At 70.5% G+C, this 14854-nt stretch carries 17 protein-coding genes; 2 read left to right on the forward strand and 15 right to left on the reverse strand.

The window, feature by feature from the left end; genetic code table 11:
• Positions 1–24: 24 nt before the first annotated feature.
• Positions 25–1131 (reverse strand): dual-specificity RNA methyltransferase RlmN, encoded by a 1107-nt coding sequence (gene rlmN / locus FDO69_RS20970; RefSeq protein ID WP_104781403.1) that lies wholly within the window; start codon positions 1129–1131, stop codon positions 25–27.
• A gap of 179 nt (positions 1132–1310) precedes the next feature.
• On the opposite strand from rlmN, the gene FDO69_RS20975 reads away from it, so the two are divergent.
• The gene (locus FDO69_RS20975; RefSeq protein ID WP_104781404.1) at positions 1311–1499 is read left to right on the forward strand and encodes a hypothetical protein; all 189 of its coding nucleotides are present in this window, start codon (positions 1311–1313) and stop codon (positions 1497–1499) included.
• A 333-nt stretch (positions 1500–1832) separates the two neighbouring features.
• On the opposite strand, the gene FDO69_RS20985 is transcribed toward FDO69_RS20975, so the two are convergent.
• The 6 genes from FDO69_RS20985 to rpsB form a co-directional block, all read right to left on the reverse strand.
• Positions 1833–2282: an SRPBCC family protein gene (locus FDO69_RS20985; protein ID WP_104781405.1), complete on the reverse strand. Its 450-nt coding sequence runs from the start codon at positions 2280–2282 to the stop codon at positions 1833–1835.
• A 116-nt stretch (positions 2283–2398) separates the two neighbouring features.
• On the reverse strand, positions 2399–3526 hold the full coding sequence (locus FDO69_RS20990) for a phosphatidate cytidylyltransferase (RefSeq protein ID WP_104781406.1): 1128 nt from the start codon (positions 3524–3526) through the stop codon (positions 2399–2401).
• The gene (gene frr, locus FDO69_RS20995) at positions 3526–4083 is read right to left on the reverse strand and encodes a ribosome recycling factor (protein ID WP_104781407.1); all 558 of its coding nucleotides are present in this window, start codon (positions 4081–4083) and stop codon (positions 3526–3528) included. The genes FDO69_RS20990 and frr overlap by 1 nt, the downstream gene beginning before the upstream one ends.
• Before the next feature lie 166 nt (positions 4084–4249).
• Entirely contained in the window at positions 4250–5008 is a 759-nt protein-coding gene (pyrH, locus tag FDO69_RS21000; protein WP_030852122.1) for a UMP kinase, read from the reverse strand.
• Between the two features lie 184 nt (positions 5009–5192).
• Positions 5193–6029 (reverse strand): translation elongation factor Ts, encoded by an 837-nt coding sequence (tsf, locus tag FDO69_RS21005; RefSeq protein ID WP_104781408.1) that lies wholly within the window; start codon positions 6027–6029, stop codon positions 5193–5195.
• Between the two features lie 184 nt (positions 6030–6213).
• A complete protein-coding gene (gene rpsB / locus FDO69_RS21010) occupies positions 6214–7179 on the reverse strand; it encodes a 30S ribosomal protein S2 (protein WP_104781409.1) in 966 nt (321 codons plus the stop codon).
• A 275-nt stretch (positions 7180–7454) separates the two neighbouring features.
• On the opposite strand from rpsB, the gene FDO69_RS21015 reads away from it, so the two are divergent.
• The gene (locus FDO69_RS21015) at positions 7455–8027 is read left to right on the forward strand and encodes a M23 family metallopeptidase (RefSeq protein WP_104781410.1); all 573 of its coding nucleotides are present in this window, start codon (positions 7455–7457) and stop codon (positions 8025–8027) included.
• 29 nt (positions 8028–8056) lie between these two features.
• On the opposite strand, the gene FDO69_RS21020 is transcribed toward FDO69_RS21015, so the two are convergent.
• From FDO69_RS21020 to lepB, 8 genes are all read right to left on the reverse strand, one after another.
• The gene (locus tag FDO69_RS21020; RefSeq protein ID WP_104781411.1) at positions 8057–8614 is read right to left on the reverse strand and encodes a TetR/AcrR family transcriptional regulator; all 558 of its coding nucleotides are present in this window, start codon (positions 8612–8614) and stop codon (positions 8057–8059) included.
• A gap of 93 nt (positions 8615–8707) precedes the next feature.
• Positions 8708–9550, reverse strand: coding sequence for an RNA polymerase sigma factor WhiG (whiG, locus tag FDO69_RS21025; protein ID WP_104781412.1), 843 nt, complete (start codon positions 9548–9550; stop codon positions 8708–8710).
• A 269-nt stretch (positions 9551–9819) separates the two neighbouring features.
• The gene (gene dprA, locus FDO69_RS21030) at positions 9820–10980 is read right to left on the reverse strand and encodes a DNA-processing protein DprA (protein ID WP_104781413.1); all 1161 of its coding nucleotides are present in this window, start codon (positions 10978–10980) and stop codon (positions 9820–9822) included.
• A complete protein-coding gene (locus tag FDO69_RS21035; protein ID WP_104781414.1) occupies positions 10977–12602 on the reverse strand; it encodes a YifB family Mg chelatase-like AAA ATPase in 1626 nt (541 codons plus the stop codon). The genes dprA and FDO69_RS21035 overlap by 4 nt, the downstream gene beginning before the upstream one ends.
• Positions 12603–13004 carry a YraN family protein gene (locus FDO69_RS21040; protein WP_104781415.1) on the reverse strand — a complete coding sequence of 134 codons (402 nt, stop codon included), beginning with the start codon at positions 13002–13004 and terminating at the stop codon, positions 12603–12605.
• Between the two features lie 146 nt (positions 13005–13150).
• The gene (locus FDO69_RS21045; protein WP_003993268.1) at positions 13151–13459 is read right to left on the reverse strand and encodes a DUF2469 domain-containing protein; all 309 of its coding nucleotides are present in this window, start codon (positions 13457–13459) and stop codon (positions 13151–13153) included.
• Positions 13460–13515: 56 nt separating this feature from the next.
• Positions 13516–14040, reverse strand: a complete 525-nt coding sequence (locus FDO69_RS21050; protein WP_104781416.1) for an NUDIX hydrolase — start codon at positions 14038–14040, stop codon at positions 13516–13518.
• Positions 14030–14812, reverse strand: coding sequence for a signal peptidase I (lepB, locus tag FDO69_RS21055; protein WP_104781417.1), 783 nt, complete (start codon positions 14810–14812; stop codon positions 14030–14032). The genes FDO69_RS21050 and lepB overlap by 11 nt, the downstream gene beginning before the upstream one ends.
• Between the last annotated feature and the right edge of the window lie 42 nt (positions 14813–14854).

Below are 14854 nucleotides of genomic sequence, written 5' to 3' on the forward strand. Positions count from 1 at the left end.
GAAGATGTACTGACGACAGTCAGACTACCGTTCGGTGGCGGCGAGCTGACCACACGCCCCGTCGATCTCCTGACCACGGGTGTCCCGGATCGTCACCGGCACACCATGGGCGGCGATGGCCTCCACGAAGGCCTTCTCGTCCTCGGGCCGGGAGGCCGTCCACTTCGACCCGGGCGTCGGGTTCAGCGGAATCAGGTTCACGTGCACGGGCTTGCCCTTGAGCAGCCGCCCGAGGCGGTCACCACGCCAGGCCTGGTCGTTGATGTCCCGGATCAGCGCGTACTCGATGGACAGCCGCCGACCTGACTTGGCGCTGTACTCGAAGCCGGCGTCCAGCACCTCACGGACCTTCCAGCGCGTGTTCACCGGCACGAGGGTGTCACGCAGCTCGTCGTCGGGCGCGTGCAGCGAGATGGCGAGACGGCACTTGAAGCCCTCGTCGGAGAACCGGTGGATGGCCGGGACGAGGCCGACGGTGGAGACGGTGATGCCGCGCTGCGAGAGGCCGAGGCCGTCGGGCTCGGGGTCGGTGAGCCGACGGATGGAGCCGGCGACCCGGTTGTAGTTGGCGAGGGGCTCGCCCATGCCCATGAAGACGATGTTGCTGAGCCGGGCCGGGCCGCCGGGGACCTCCCCGTCCCGCAGCGCCCGCATGCCGTCGACGATCTGGTGCACGATCTCGGCGGTCGACAGGTTCCGGTCCAGTCCCGCCTGCCCGGTCGCACAGAACGGGCAGTTCATCCCGCATCCGGCCTGCGAGCTGATGCACATGGTCACCCGGTCCGGGTAGCGCATCAGCACGGACTCGACGAGCGTCCCGTCGAACAGCCGCCACAGAGTCTTGCGGGTGGTGCCCTGGTCGGTCGACAGATGCCGCACGACGGTCATCAACTCGGGCAGCAGGGCTTCCTGCAGCCGCCCCCGGGAACCGGCCGGAATGTCCGTCCACTGCTCCGGATCATGCGCGTACCGCGCGAAGTAGTGCTGCGAGAGCTGCTTGGCACGAAACGGCTTCTCCCCGACCGCGGCAACGGCCTCCTTGCGCTCGGCAGGAGTGAGATCGGCAAGATGCCGCGGCGGCTTCTTGGCTCCGCGGGGGGCGACGAAAGTGAGTTCTCCGGGCTTCGGCATAACCCTCCCAGTGTCGCAGATCAACTCGGGCAGCCCAGGCCGGAGTGGGGTGGGGGTGGTCACCCGTACCGGGACGGGAAAGGTGCGTGATCGCCGGGGAGCGGTTGAAGGTGGGGGCTGACTGACAGAAGCTGACTGACAGAATAGGGCGGACCATCACACGAAGCGGGGGATCGAGCATGCTCGTGCTCATACTGTCGGTCGTCGTTGCGCTCCTCATCGGCGGCTGCGTCTGCGTGTTCTGGTCGGCCCGCGGCGACGCCCCCCGCTGGGCGCGGGGTGTGGCCAAGGTGACGCTGCTCGGCAGCGAACTGGCCCGCAGCACGAGCCGGAGTTCCCGCTCACATCAGAGTGGCGACGATGACTAGGGTCCGTCCGGGGAACTGAGTCCGGCGGCGGTCGTAGCTGCTCGGCCGCAATGGTCTGGCGGGCAAGGGGGCGTCGCCGCCGTGCGGCGTGGCCTGTGGCCGGCGTCGTCGCGGGCGATCAGACGCACTGTCCGCCCGGCCAGGTGCCGGCGCCGAGCCGGCTGTTCTGCGCAGGGAGCGACGTCCGCATCCGGACGGCTCGCGCTCGATGATGTCCAGGCACTCCCCTGCCGTCCCGTCGAACCCCCGGCCTGCGGAACCGAGTGTTCCCGCGTTGCGGCAGAACGGCCGGTGTTCGCCCGGCGGCGCTGAACCGAGCCGCCTGGGGACGCCCTACTCGGCCGTGTGCTCCAACCGGTCCTTGAGGAGTTGCTCGTTGCGTGGGAGTTCCTTGCGGACCTGGGGGCGTACGACCAGCGGGACCAGGACCTTGCCCATGCCGTGGCCCTCGAAGTCGATGTCGATCGTGACGTGCGAGCGGCGGCCCTCGTCGTAGGGCTCGACCTCGCCGTGCACCTGCGCCCGGACAGGACCGTCGACACCGCGCATGCCCCAGCTGTACGGCGGGTCGTACTCGGTGACCTCCATGGTCATCGGCATGACGCGACGGCCGACGTGCCGGGTCACCCGGACCTTGGTGCCGATGCCGACGGGCCCCTCGTCCAGGCGCTCCGCGGAGACGGCGCTCAGCTGCCATTCCGGCATGCGCCCGGCGTCCATGACGTAGTCGTAGACCTCCTCCGGACGGCGCTCGACGTCGATGCTCTCTCGGATGATGGCCATGGTGGCCTCCTTTGGGAGATACATCTGAATCGTCCCATGTCAGGCCCCCGGGCGTCTCCCCGAGACGGCAGCGAGCCCCCGACCGGAAGGACGGGGGCTCGCTGACAGAAGTCGCCTCAGCCGGACCCGACGAACAGCACGAGCAGCAGCCACACCACCGGAGCCGTGGGCAGCAGCGAGTCGAGCCGGTCCATGATGCCGCCGTGCCCCGGCAGCAGCGTGCCCATGTCCTTGATGCCGAGGTCCCGCTTGATCATGGACTCGCCGAGGTCGCCGAGCGTGGCGGTGACCGCGACCGCGAGGCCGAGCACCAGCCCCTGCCACCAGGCCCCGTCGTCGATGAGGAACTGCATGCACAGCGCCCCCGCGACCATGGCGAAGGAGACCGCGCCGAGCAGGCCCTCGCGGGTCTTGCCGGGGCTGATGCGCGGGGCGAGCTTGTGCCGGCCGAACCGCCAGCCGACGGCGTACGCCCCGGTGTCGCTGACGACCGTCAGCAGCAGGAAGATGAGTACCCGCTGCGGCCCGTCGTCCGCGGTCAGCATCATGGCGACGAAGGTCGCCAGGAACGGCACGTAGAACGCCGCGAAGACACCCGCGGTGACGTCCCTCAGGTAGCCCTCGGGCGGTTCGGTCATGCGCCAGACCAGGACGGCCAGTGTCGTGAGCGCCATCGCCACCCACGCGCCCTCGGCGCCCCGCACGTACCCGGCGACGACCATCGCGGCACCACCGAGCGCGAGCGGCACGATCGGCGCCCGGATGCCCTTGCGCTCCTCCAGTCGCTTGGTCAGCTCCCACAGGCCCACCACCACGGCCACCGCGACGACACCGACGAACACGGCCTTGACGACGAACAGCGAGGCGACGATCACCACACCGAGCCCGACACCGACCCCTATCGCGGCACTCAGGTCGCGCCCCGCGCTCTTCTTCGGCGGCTTGGGCGCCGGCTGCGAGGCGTCGGGCATGGGCTCCGGATTCGTGTCGTTTCGGACCGGGGTGCCACTCACGCGAGCAGCTCCCCGGTCGTCATCCTGGTTTCCGCCGAATTCGGTCACGTCGGGCACGATGGGCATGGGGCGAGTCTGAGGCGCTTCATACGCATCGTATGCGGGACCCGCCGGAGCGGCCCCTTGGACGTGCCCGTGGCCCGGACCCCGGACGTGCCCGTGACCATGCCCTTGGTCGGTGGGCCCCCAGTACCCGGCCTGTGGCGGCGCCCCCCAGGAAGAGTCGTTCATCAGACCTCGAGCAGCTCCGCTTCCTTGTGCTTCAGGAGCTCGTCCACCTGCGCGACGTACTTCGACGTGGTGTCGTCGAGCTCCTTCTCGGCACGGCGGCCCTCGTCCTCGCCGACCTCGCCGTCCTTGATCAGCTTGTCGATGGCTTCCTTGGCCTTGCGGCGCACGGAGCGGATCGAGATCTTCGCGTCCTCGCCCTTGCTCTTGGCCACCTTGATGTACTCGCGGCGGCGCTCCTCGGTGAGCTCGGGGAACACCACACGGATGATGTTGCCGTCGTTGCTCGGGTTGACGCCCAGGTCGGAGTCGCGGATCGCCTGCTCGATGTTGCGCAGCGCGCTCTTGTCGAACGGGGTCACCACGGCCATGCGCGGCTCGGGCACGGAGAACGAGGCCAGCTGGTTGATCGGCGTCGGCGCGCCGTAGTAGTCGGCCACGATCTTGTTGAACATCGCCGGGTGCGCACGGCCGGTGCGGATCGCGGCGAAGTCCTCCTTGGCGACCACGACGGCCTTCTCCATCTTCTCCTCGGCCTCGAGGAGGTTCTCTTCGATCACCACTTGCTCCTGCGTGTCTTGAGTAGGCCCGGCTGCGGTTCCATGTGGGGCGGCGGCCGGCTGCGTCGCGTCTTCTTCCTGCACGGTTCCCGACCGGCAGGACATTGTCCATCCCCCGGCCCGGCTCCGTCCCGTCCGTCCCCCGGACGGGGTTGTACCCGGGATGTCAGTCCCGGCTGCCGGGGTCCCCCACCAGCGTGCCGATCTTCTCACCCTTGACGGCACGTCCGATGTTGCCCTCCGCCAGCAGCTCGAAGACCACGATCGGGAGCTTGTTGTCGCGGCACAGCGTCACGGCGGTGGCGTCGGCGACCTTGAGATCGCGCGTGATGACCTCGCCGTAGCCGAGGTGGTCGAACTTCACCGCGTCCGGGTTGGTCTTGGGGTCGGAGTCGTAGACCCCGTCCACGCCGTTCTTGCCCATCAGCAGCGCCTCGGCGTCGATCTCCAGGGCGCGCTGGGCGGCGGTGGTGTCGGTGGAGAAGTACGGCATGCCCATCCCGGCGCCGAAGATGACCACACGGCCCTTCTCCAGGTGCCGTACGGCACGCAGCGGGATGTACGGCTCGGCGACCTGGCCCATGGTGATGGCGGTCTGCACCCGGCAGTCCACGCCGACCTTCTCCAGGAAGTCCTGGAGGGCGAGGCAGTTCATGACCGTGCCGAGCATGCCCATGTAGTCGGAGCGGGCCCGGTCCATGCCACGCTGCTGGAGTTCGGCGCCGCGGAAGAAGTTGCCACCGCCGATGACGATGGCGATCTCCGCGCCGTCGCGTACGACGGCCGCGATCTCGCGGGCGATCTTGTGCACCACGTCGGGGTCGACGCCAAGGCCGCCGCCACCAGAGAAGGCCTCTCCGGACAGCTTCAGCAGAAACCGGCCGCGCACTTTGCCGTCGTCGCTCTTCTGGGCCTTGGTGGTCATGGGGGATCCCGCCTCTTTCACGTGTTGCACATACCAAGAAGGCCATTGCCGGTGGGGCGTGTTTCGCATCCCATACGGCAATGGCCTCCTCGTCAGATCTGCTGTCGTCCGCCACCCATGTGACGGCGTACGCGGACGACTGCTGTCGACCCTATCGGGGTCGGGCGTCGAGCGCGGTACGGACTCAGATGCCGACCTTGATGCGCGTGAAGCGCTTCAGGGTGACACCGGCCTCGTCCAGAACCTTCTGGACCGACTTCTTGTTGTCGAGCGCGTACGGCTGGCCGAGCAGCGTGGCGTCCTTGAAGAAGCCGTTGAGGCGACCCTCGACGATCTTCGGCAGGGCGGCCTCGGGCTTGCCCTCGGCGCGGGTGGTCTCCTCGGCGACGCGGCGCTCGGACTCGACGACCTCGGCCGGCACGTCCTCCTTGGAGAGGTACTTCGGCGCGAAGGCGGCGATGTGCTGGGCGACGCCCTTGGCGATCTCCGCGTTCGGCTTGTCCAGCTCGACGAGGACACCGATCTGCGGGGGCAGGTCGGGCATCGTGCGGTGCATGTACGCCGTCACGAAGCCGTCGGCGTACTGCGCGAAGCGGTCCAGGACGATCTTCTCGCCCAGGTTGGCGTTGGCCTCGTCGACGAACGCCTGGACGGTCTTGCCGGCCTCGATCTCGGAGGCGAGCAGGGCCTCGAGGTCGGCCGGGGAGGTCTTGGCGACGTGGTCGGCGATGGTCTTGGCCACGGCCTGGAACTTGTCACCCTTGGCGACGAAGTCCGTCTCGCACTTCAGCTCGACCAGGACACCGGAGGAGTTGTCGTCGGCGATGATCGAGACGACGGCACCGTTCTCGGCGGAGCGGCCCTCGCGCTTGGCGACGCCCTTCTGGCCCTTGATGCGGAGCGCCTCGACGGCCTTCTCGACGTTGCCCTCGGCCTCGTCCAGCGCCTTCTTGCAGTCCATCATGCCGGCGCCCGTGAGCTCACGGAGCTTCTTGACGTCGGCGGCGGTGTAGTTCGCCATGAGTCTGTGAATCTCTCTCGAAGTCTGGAAGATCGAAGATCTGCGGATCCTGCGGTGCGCCCTCATGGAGCCTGAGGGCGCTGTCCTTCCGCTGACCTACAGGTGAACGGCGGGAGCGGACTTCACCGCGCCGAGGGCGCTGGTACGCAGTACCGCTCCCGCCGTCACCACGGGACTGACGGGGTCAGGCCTGCTCGGCCTCGGCCGGCTTGTCGCCCTCGGCCGGCTTCTCGGCCTCGGCGGCGGGGGCCTCAGCCGGAGCGGCCTCGGCGGCGGGGGCGGCCTCAGCAGCCTCGGCCGGCTTCTCGGCCTCGGCGGCCGGAGCGGCCTCAGCAGCGGGGGCGGCCTCAGCAGCGGGGGCGGCCTCGTCGGCCTTCTTCTCGCCCTCGAGCAGGTCGCGCTCCCACGCGGCCAGCGGCTCGCCCGCGGCCTTGTCGCCCTTGCCCTCGGTGGCGACACCGGAGCGGGAGATGAGGCCCTCGGCGACCGCGTCCGCGATCACACGGGTGAGCAGCGTGACGGAGCGGATCGCGTCGTCGTTGCCCGGGATCTTGTAGTCGACCTCGTCGGGGTCGCAGTTGGTGTCGAGGATGGCGACGACCGGGATGTTGAGCTTCCGGGCCTCACCGACCGCGATGTGCTCCTTCTTGGTGTCCACGATCCAGACGGCGCTGGGCACCTTGGACATCTCGCGGATACCACCGAGGGTCTTCTCCAGCTTGGCCTTCTCGCGCGAGAGCACGAGAAGCTCCTTCTTGGTGAGACCCGACGCGGCGACGTCCTCGAAGTCGATCTGCTCGAGCTCCTTGAGGCGCTGCAGACGCTTGTAGACGGTCGAGAAGTTGGTGAGCATGCCGCCCAGCCAGCGCTGGTTGACGTAGGGCATGCCGACGCGGGTCGCCTGCTCGGCGATCGCCTCCTGCGCCTGCTTCTTCGTGCCGACGAACATGACCGTGCCGCCGTGGGCGACGGTCTCCTTGACGAACTCGAAGGCGCGGTCGATGTACGACAGCGACTGGAGCAGGTCGATGATGTAGATGCCGTTGCGCTCCGTGAAGATGAAGCGCTTCATCTTCGGGTTCCAACGACGGGTCTGGTGACCGAAGTGGACGCCGCTCTCCAGCAGCTCCCGCATCGTGACGACGGCCATGGCCGTATCTCCTTGATTTTCTCGGTTGTGCCGCGGATGCCGGACGGCTTCCGCGCCTGACGCCCACTGCGCGCCGTTCCACGAGGGACCGAGGGGCGCTGACACGGGCCCGTTGCCGGGGTTCGTGTCGGGGCGTGCGAAGTCGACCCGATGGCTCGGGTCGCCACCAGAAGTGTACGGGACCCACGGGGTGCCGGGTGACGCCGTTGTCCACAACCGGTGGGTGATCCACAGCCGGCGGCCGCCAGGGGCGATGGTCCGGGACGCTCTTGTCCATGCGAGTGAACCGGTGTGTCCGCGTGTGTACGCGTCTGATCCTGCTGCTGCTCCTCACGGCGTGGGCCTTGCTGGCCCCGCCGCCGCGGCTGCTCGCGGCGGGCTCCGCCCTCGGGGACCCCGCCGTGCCGGCGGTCGGCCGCGCATGGCCCGTGGGCCTGCGCCCTCCGGTCCTGCGCGGGTGGGAACCCCCGGCGACGGTCTACGGCCGCGGCCACCGGGGCGTGGACCTGGCGGCGGCACCGGGAACGCCGGTGCGGGCGGTGGCGGCGGGCCGGGTGTCCTTCGCGGGCAGGGTGGCCGGAAAGGGAGTGGTCTCGGTGGAGCTGACGGGTACCGGCGAGCCGCCTCTGCGCACGACCTACGAACCGGTGACGGCGTCGGTGGAGGAGGGCGATGAGCTGGAACCGGGCGAGGTGATCGGCACGGTGGACGCGACCGGCTCGCATTGCACGGCCACATGCGTGCACTGGGGCCTGCGCAGGGGCGAGACGTACCTGAATCCCCTGGACCTGTTGCCGCCGTGGCTACTGCATCGAGGCCCCTCCCGGCTCCTGCCGGTCTGGTCGTAGCCGCGGACCCGCCCCGGCACGGATGTGGCTCAGCCCCGTACGCCCCGCAGCGCCATGGACACCGCCGCGTCCGCGATGGTCGCCGGCTCCTCCGCCGCCCCCAGTTCGATCCTGCGCACGGCCGCGTCCACCACGCCCTGCACCAGCATCGCCGCGAGCCGAGGCTGCTGGTGCCCGAGCTCCCCCAGCGCCTCGACGATCATCGCGACCAGCCCGCCGTGCGCCGCCCGGATCTTCTCCCGCGCCCCCGCGTCGAGTTCACTCGCGGAGATCGCGACCACGGCCCGGTGCCGCCGGTCCGCGACCAGCTCCAACTGCTGCCGCACATATGCCTCGACCTTGGCCTCGGCCGTCTCCGCCCGCTCCATCGCCGCCGACACGTCCGCCGCCCAGACCGGGAAGTCGACCTCGCACAGTTCCTCGACCACGGCCGCCCGCGAGCGGAAGTACTCGTAGACGGACGAGCGCGCGAGGCCCGTCCGCTCGGCGAGGGCCGGGAAGGTCAGCGCCTCCGTACCGCCCTCGGACAACAAGGAACGAGCCGCGTCCAGCAGGGCGGCTCGCTGCATCGACCGGTGCTCGGCCACGGAGGCCGCTCGAATCCTTGGCACGTCAACACTCTACGGACGCGCCCCGCCACGCGGGAGTGGTTGATGCCGACCCGAGGACATCCGGCCAGGTCAGCGTCCGAAGCTCGCCAGTTTCGCTCTCAGCTGCAGCACCGACTTGGTGTGGATCTGGCTGACCCGGCTCTCGGTCACACCCAGCACGTTCCCGATCTCGGCCAGGGTGAGGCCCTCGTAGTAGTACAGCGTGACCACGGTCTTCTCCCGGTCGGGCAGCGTGTTGATCGCCCGTGCCAGGAACCTCCTCAGCTCCCGGTCCTCGGCGACCTCGACGGGGTTGTCGGCGGCGGTGTCCTCGAGCGTGTCCATGACGCTGAGCCCGTCGCCGCCCTCACCGCCCCCGTGCAGCAGCTCCTCCAGGGCCACCACGTTGGCCAGCGACAACTGGCTGAACACCGCGTGGAGTTCCTCGACGGCGATGCCCATCTCGCAGGCCACCTCGCTCTCGGTCGGCGTGCGCCGCAACCGCGCCTCCAGCGTGGCGTACGCCCGCTCCACGTTGCGTGCCTTCTGCCGTACCGAGCGGGGGATCCAGTCCAGGGCCCGCAGCTCGTCGATCATCGCGCCGCGGATCCGGGTGATCGCGTAGGTCTCGAACTTGATCTCCCGGTCGATGTCGAACTTCTCGATCGCGTCGATCAGCCCGAACACCCCGGACGAGACGAAGTCCGCCTGCTCCACGTTGGACGGCAGGCCCACGCTGACCCGCCCGGCGACGTACTTCACCAGCGGCGAGTAGTGCAGGATCAGCTGCTCCCGCAGCCGCTCGTCCCCCGTCGCCTTGTACGACCGCCACAGCTCGTCGAGCGTCGAGGGAGCGGGCGGCCGCACGCTGCCACCGTCACGGGCGGCTGGGGGGATCGCCGCCCGGTCGGACCCGGAGGTGTGCTGGGGCATTCGTCGCCTTGTGCCGTTCTGCTGCGGAGTGGTGCTGCCGGGGTGAGCTGTCTGTGATGTCGAGTTGCCTGTCCGTGTCGGGACCTCGCGAGCGTAGCGTGACTGTGGCGTCGCGGTGCGCGAAGGGCAGAGGCCAGGGCGGGCGCAGATACGTTCCTCAGGACGCCCCCTCGGGGTGACGCGGTCGCTCGGTGTGATCACCGCAGGGCCCCAACTGGGCGCATTTCCAAGGGATGTCGGGGTTCCCCCGGACGGCCGAACACAGGCCGTCAGCACGGCCCGCGAGCGTCGCGGACCGACATCACCGCCTGGCGTGTCAACTTCCAGCCGTCGCCGTGTCGTTCGACGTAACCGAGTGCCCGGAGTTCGTACAGTCTCGCGATCGCGTCATCCGGTGCGGTCTGTGCGGAGCGCGCGATCTCGTCCGGCCCGGCCGTGCCGCGTCCCGGCAGCGCGTCGAGCACCTGCCGGGCGGCCGGCTCCAGCAGGTCCCGGGGCAGGACGGGGCCTCGCCGGTCGGGGGCCAGTTCCCCCATGCCACCGACCAGTTCCACGACGTCCGCGGCATCGGTGACCAGGACAGCCTCCTCGCGCAGCAGCTCGTGCACCCCGGCGGAGAGGGCGCTGGTGGCCGGGCCCGGCACGCCCATCGTGTGCCGGCCGAGGCGCTGTGCCGCCCGCGCGGTGACCAGGGAGCCGCTGCGGTGGGCGGCCTCGACGACCACCGTGCCGCGGGTGAGCGCGGCGATCACTCTGTTCCGCAGGATGAACCGGCTCGGCGTGGGGTGATCCCCGGGTGGCAGCTCGCCGATCACCAGCCCCTGTTCGGCGATCCTGCCGATCAGCCGGGTGTGACCGCGGGGGTAGGGCCGGTCGACGCCGCAGGCGAGGACGGCGACGGTGGCGCCGCCGGCTCCGAGGGCTCCGCGATGGGCGGCACCGTCGACTCCGTAGGCGCCGCCCGACACCACGACCCAGCCCCGCTCGGCTAGCCCGGCCGCGAGGGTGGCGGCCATGTGGGCCCCGTACTCGGTGCAGGCCCGGGCACCGACCACGGCGACCGACTTCAGCGCCCACATCCGCAGACCGGCCCGCCCGCGCACCCACAGGCCCAGCGGCCGGGCGTCCCCGAGATCGTCGAGTTGTCCCGGCCACTCCGCGTCCCCGGGGGAAACGAAGCGCACGCCGGCGTCCCGGGCGGCCGCCAGATCCCGGTGGGGCCGGGCGGCCTCGGCCCTGGCCACCAGCCCGGCCCACCGCTTCCCACTCGCCCCCGGCAGCGCGGCCTCGCCCTCTTTCAGCCGCCGCACCACTTCCCCGACCCCGAACTCCCGCACCCATCGCCCGCCGACTTCGTCCCCGGGCTCGATGACGCGGGTGAGAAGGACACGGCACAGCAGGTCGTCGTCCGCTGCACCGTGGACGCTCATGTCAGTGCCCCGATGGCCATCGGGACGCCTCGCGGCACGCCCGTGCGCAATTGGAGCGCGAGGGCGACGTCCATGGCGTCGGGCCGGTCGTGGCCAACGAGGTCTGCGACGGTCCAGGCCACGCGCAGTACGCGGTCGAGGCCGCGGACGGTCAGAACCCCCCGCTCCAGGTTCCGCTCGGCCTCGTCCATGGAACCGGGCTCGGCGTACCAGCGGCTGCGCAGCTCACGGCCGGGGACCTCGCTGTTCGTGCACCAGGGGGTGCCGGCAAGACGCTCGGCAGCCCGTTCCCGAGCCGCCCGCACCCGATCGGCGACCGTCGCGGTCGACTCGCCCCTGGCGCCGACGGCTGTCAGTTCGGTGCGGGTAATGCGGTCCACCTCGACACGCAGGTCGACCCGGTCCAGCAGCGGACCGGAGAGCCTGGCCTGGTAGCGGCGGATCGCCGAGGGCGGGCACTCGCACAGGTCGTCCCGCTGCGAGAACCGGCCGCAGGGGCAGGGATTGGCCGCGAGCACCATGAGGAACTTCGCGGGGAAGCGCACGACTCCCGCACTGCGTGCGATCACGACGTGTCCGGCCTCCAGCGGCTGGCGCAGGGCGTCCAGGGCCTGGCTGCTGAACTCCGGCGTTTCGTCCAGGAACAACACCCCGCGATGGGACAGCGACACCGCCCCCGGCCTAGCGATGCCGTGGCCGCCGCCGACGAGGGCCTGCATCGTGGCCGAGTGGTGCGGGGCGCAGTAGGGGGCAACGTCGACCAGCGGCTTACCCGGGGGCAGCAGGCCCGCCACCGAGTGGACCGCCGTGACCTCCAGCGACTCCTGCCGGCCGAGCCGGGGCAGGATGGCCGGCAGCCGTTCGGCGAGCATCGTCTTGCCGGCGCCGGGCGGCCCTTCGAGGAAGAGGTGGTGCCCGCCCGCCGCGGCCACCTCCACGGCTGTGCGCGCCGAGGTCTGGCCGACGACGTCTGCCAGGTCATGGCCGTGATCGAGCTGGGAGGCGCCGGCACTGTGCATGCCCGTGGCCGCGCCGGTCCCCGGCACGCGCAGCCCGGCGAGGAGCGGGTCCGGGCGGCCTTGCTCGTCGGGTTCCTCGTCGGGCACGGGTTCGTCGGTCAGAACCGCAATGAGCTGCCGCAGGCTCCGCACGCCCAGCACCGAAAGCCCTGGTACCAGCGACGCCTCAGGCACCGCGCACTCCGGCACCACCACCTGCTCATACCCCGCCTCGGCCGCCGCCAGCACCGCCGGCAAGACGCCCCGCACCGGCCGCACACGCCCGTCCAGTCCCAGTTCGCCGATCATCACGATGTCGGCCAGGACCCTCGGGTCGATGCGCTCCGCCGCGCCGAGGACCGCCGCAGCGACGGCCAGGTCGAAGCCGCTGCCGGACTTCGGTACCGAGGCCGGGCTCAGGCCGACGGTGAGTTTCTTCTGGGGCCAGGCCGAGCCCGAATTGACGACCGCGGCGCGCACCCGGTCCTTGCTCTCCGTGAGGCTCTTGTCGGGCAGCCCCACCAGCGTGAAGGCCGCGACGCCCGGTTCGAGGTCGGCCTGGACCTCGACGACCACTCCCTCGACGCCGACCAGTGCCACCGAACACGTACGGGCGAATGCCATTCAGGCCACCCCCCGCGCATGCTCGACCACGGCGGCTCCGCGGGCCGGCAGCAGCACGCCGACCACGTCGATGCGGACGCCGCCGGGCGGTGCGCCCCCGTGTGTCTGGATCCACCGCTCGGCCAGGCCCCTCAGCCGCTCCGCCTTCTGCGGGGTCACGGCCTCCATCGGATGCTGGAAGGGCCCCTCCCTGCGGGTCTTCACCTCGCAGACGACCAGGACGTCCCCGTCCCTGGCCACGATGTCGATCTCGCCGGCCCGGCCGGAGCGCCAGTTGCGCTCCAGGACCGTCAGACCGGCCTCGGTCAGCCGCCGTGCGGCCAGCGTTTCCCCGTACCTGCCCATGGCACTGCGTGCCAGATGTGCGGTCATGTCGGCACCACCTCCGGCGCCAACGATCACGCCCCCGTCCCCACGGAGTGGATCTTGGTGGACGGCTCAGCGACTGTGGAAAACCTCGCCACCCACCCGGGTGATCGAGCCCCCCGGGCTCCCACAACCGCCACCGGCACGACTGCCACCGGCACGGCCGCCTGCCCGCACGGCCCTCACCCGCTCGGCAGCTCCAGATCGCTCTTGTTCAGTTCCTCGATGTTCACGTCCTTGAACGTGAGGACCCGCACCTGCTTCACGAACCGCGCCGGCCGGTACATGTCCCAGACCCAGGCATCCGCCATGGAGACCTCGAAGAACACCTCACCCTGGACCGAGTGCACCTGCATCTCGTAGTCGTTGGTCAGGTAGAAGCGTCGCTCGGTCTCGATCACGTATTTGAACAGACCGACGACATCGCGGTACTCCCGGTAGAGCTTCAGCTCCATCTCGGTCTCGTACTTCTCGAGGTCCTCGGCGCTCATGGCATGTTCCCCTTCAGCCGTGCGATCCCCCCATTGTGCGCCAGTCCTGTGAGCCCCTAGACGATTTCCGGGTCAAGGATCACTGGCCTGGCCGGGGGACCTTCGTCGAGCAGCGTGCGCAGCAGCCCGGCGAGTCTGGTCGGATACACCGTCTCATGTGCCCGGCTCAGTTCCGGACACGTCCACCAGCGCGCTCCGGCGACACTGCGCCGTTCCAGCTCGGTCAGCCCGGTGGCGGCCACCGCCGTGCGATCCGTACGGGCCAGGTAGTACCACTCGTCCTGGTCCCAGCGGCGGCCGGCGAACGGGAAGGAGCACCTGCGCCGCCACAGCACCGGACCGAGCTCGACCTCGGTGATGCCCGTCTCCTCGGCGAGTTCCCTCAGGGCGGCCTGTTCACGGGTCTCGTCGCCCTCCACGCCCCCGCCGGGGGTGAACCACCAGTCGTCGGCCGGATCGTCCGGTTCGTGCCCGTGCAGCAGCAGGATGCGGTCCTGCGGGTCGAGCAGCACGACCCGGGCGACCCTGCGCAGCCCGCCCTCGTAGGTGTCCTGGCCCGTTCCCACGGCCTCAGCGGACACCTGCGGGCTCCGCGGCGCTCTCCCGCCGGGCCCGGGCGGCGCCCGCGCGCTTGGCGATGGGCCCGTAGGCACCTCCGCCCAGGACGAGCACGGCGCCGGCGATCACGAGGGCGGTGATCGTCCGCAGCGGCCCGGGCGAGGAGAGGGCGCCGAGCGGCTCGAAGCCGGTGGGGCGCTGCAGCATGCCCTTCATGGGCCACACGACGGTGTCGACACGGGCGTCCACCGCGGAGCGTGCCACCGTGCCACTGGCGGCGTCGGTCAGGTGGGCCGTGGAGTCCACGGAACTGCCCCGCTCGTCGCCGAGCAGGAAGAGCCGGCCCTCGGGGACGGTCACGGTCGGGAAGTTGCTCATCTCGGCCGGTGTGCCCTTGGGCAGGTACGTTTCGTCGATCTCCTTGCCGTTGACCTTCAGCTTGCCGTCCTGGCAGCAGGAGACCGTGTCACCGCCCACGGCGACCACGCGCTTGACCATCGGCGCGTTGGCCCAGGTCGCGTCCTTGAAGACGACGACGTCACCGCGGCGCACCTCGCCGCCGTCGACGCGCTGCGCCAGGATCCGGTCGCCCGCGTCGATCGTCGGGGTCATCGAACTCGTGGGTACGGTGTACGGCCGGTAGACCACCGCTCCCCAGGCGAACCCGCCGAGAAACAGCACGAGGCCCAGTGCGACGGCCAGCCCGGACAGTCGCTGTCCGGTCCGGCTGCCCACCGGGCCCGTGCCCGAGCCGCCGCTGCGCGGGGCCGTGTGCGTCATGCTCTCGCCACCCATGGGTCCGCACCCTACCCGGGGGTACCGGCCGGGGTCAGCCCA

The organism is Streptomyces tibetensis (genome assembly GCF_007655005.1).
Classification (GTDB): domain Bacteria; phylum Actinomycetota; class Actinomycetes; order Streptomycetales; family Streptomycetaceae; genus Streptomyces; species Streptomyces tibetensis.

Bases quoted from the DNA above. Each gene is read 5' to 3' on its own strand.
- rlmN (WP_104781403.1), bottom strand. From the start codon at position 1,131: ATGCCGAAGCCCGGAGAACTCACTTTCGTCGCCCCCCGCGGAGCCAAG.
- FDO69_RS20975 (WP_104781404.1), top strand. From the start codon at position 1,311: ATGCTCGTGCTCATACTGTCGGTCGTCGTTGCGCTCCTCATCGGCGGC.
- FDO69_RS20985 (WP_104781405.1), bottom strand. From the start codon at position 2,282: ATGGCCATCATCCGAGAGAGCATCGACGTCGAGCGCCGTCCGGAGGAG.
- FDO69_RS20990 (WP_104781406.1), bottom strand. From the start codon at position 3,526: ATGAACGACTCTTCCTGGGGGGCGCCGCCACAGGCCGGGTACTGGGGG.
- pyrH (WP_030852122.1), bottom strand. From the start codon at position 5,008: ATGACCACCAAGGCCCAGAAGAGCGACGACGGCAAAGTGCGCGGCCGG.
- tsf (WP_104781408.1), bottom strand. From the start codon at position 6,029: ATGGCGAACTACACCGCCGCCGACGTCAAGAAGCTCCGTGAGCTCACG.
- rpsB (WP_104781409.1), bottom strand. From the start codon at position 7,179: ATGGCCGTCGTCACGATGCGGGAGCTGCTGGAGAGCGGCGTCCACTTC.
- FDO69_RS21015 (WP_104781410.1), top strand. From the start codon at position 7,455: ATGCGAGTGAACCGGTGTGTCCGCGTGTGTACGCGTCTGATCCTGCTG.
- whiG (WP_104781412.1), bottom strand. From the start codon at position 9,550: ATGCCCCAGCACACCTCCGGGTCCGACCGGGCGGCGATCCCCCCAGCC.
- dprA (WP_104781413.1), bottom strand. From the start codon at position 10,980: ATGAGCGTCCACGGTGCAGCGGACGACGACCTGCTGTGCCGTGTCCTT.
- FDO69_RS21035 (WP_104781414.1), bottom strand. From the start codon at position 12,602: ATGGCATTCGCCCGTACGTGTTCGGTGGCACTGGTCGGCGTCGAGGGA.
- FDO69_RS21045 (WP_003993268.1), bottom strand. From the start codon at position 13,459: ATGAGCGCCGAGGACCTCGAGAAGTACGAGACCGAGATGGAGCTGAAG.
- lepB (WP_104781417.1), bottom strand. From the start codon at position 14,812: ATGGGTGGCGAGAGCATGACGCACACGGCCCCGCGCAGCGGCGGCTCG.